This is a genomic window from Streptomyces sp. NPDC037290 (assembly GCF_055603245.1).
In genome coordinates, this window is the sequence record NZ_JBVJVZ010000163.1 from 1 (window position 1) to 1,213 (window position 1,213).

Consider the following 1,213-nt stretch of genomic DNA (forward strand, 5'->3'; position numbering starts at 1 on the left):
TGTCGTCGTGCCCCCGGTAGTAGTCGAACTCCACAGCCTGTCCGTCCAGGGCGATGCGAAGTTCCGCACGGGCTGCCCTGACCGCGGCGAGCACGGCCGGGACCGTGCAGCTCCGCTCCAGCAGGCCCAGGCTCCGGTAGTTCTCCAGGAGCTGCTCCACCTGCTCAGGCTTGAGGGGCGAGTTCGCGCTCGTCATGAAGTCGTGCCGCCTTCCACTTCGATCGGGGGAGGCTGCCCGCAGGGGTCAGCTCCACCTGGGGCCGTATGCCTATCTCGCGCTTGAACTCCTCGGTGATGCGGCCGCACAGTCTCTCGGCTGCCTCGCCCGAGATGTCTCCCGCCTCGACCTTGACGTGGATCGTGTCGAGTCCGCGGACGGTCCTGATGGACGAGTGGAACTCGTTCACCTCGTCGAAGCCGCGCAGCACGTCCTCGATCATCACCGGGGTGATCGAGACCCCGCGTATCTTGCGCATGTCGTCCACGCGCCGCAGGATGCCACCGTCGTAGAAATCCCACGTCCGGCCGCAGCCGCACTCGGTGTAGGGCCGCTTGATCACGACGTCCTCGGTCCAGTGCCGGAAGAGCTGCATCCCCTCACGGTTCAGCCCGGTGGTGACTCGGACGCCTTCCTCGCCGTAGCCGACGGGCTGCTCCGTCACCGGGTCGAGCACCTCCTCGATGCATGAAGGCTCGATGATGTGGCAGGCCTCGCGCCGGGCGGTGCACTCGAACATGAACACCCCCCCGAACTCGGTGGTGCCCGCGGCGTTGAAGACCCGGGCGCCGAAAGCCTCCTCGATGGTGCGGGTGGTGAACGCTGAGCGCGGCTCCGCCCCGGCCAGGATGATCTGGACGTTCGCCTCGCGGGCGAGGTCGATGCCCATCTCGCTGGCCGTCTCGATCAGCCGCATCGCATAGCTCGGTGTGAGGCCGAGCACCTCGATCTGGTAGTCGACCAGCAGCCGTACCCGGGAGCGGGAGTCGAGACCGCCGGCCGGGATGACCGTGGCGCCCATGCGCTCGAGGCCGTAGTGCATGCCCCAGAAACCGGCGAACAGCCCGTAGCCGAACGCCACCAGGCCCTTGTGGTGCGGGCGCACGCCCATGCTGTGCAGCGCCGTGCAGAACGTGTCCACACACCAGGCCCAGTCGCGTTCGGTGTCGAACGTCCGGATGGGGGGGTTGCCGCTGGTGCCGCTGGTCTGGTGGT

The 1,213-nt window shown here is 67.8% G+C and carries 2 protein-coding genes; both read right to left on the reverse strand.

Translation table 11 applies throughout. From position 1 onward, the window contains the following. On the reverse strand, positions 1–196 hold a 196-nt coding region (locus tag ACZ7HQ_RS45665; protein ID WP_471003594.1), incomplete at its 3' end, for a DUF6052 family protein. Continuing rightward, the coding region (locus ACZ7HQ_RS45670; RefSeq protein WP_471003597.1) for a phenylacetate--CoA ligase family protein at positions 165–1,213 on the reverse strand (1,049 nt) is incomplete at its 5' end. The genes ACZ7HQ_RS45670 and ACZ7HQ_RS45665, both read right to left, overlap by 32 nt.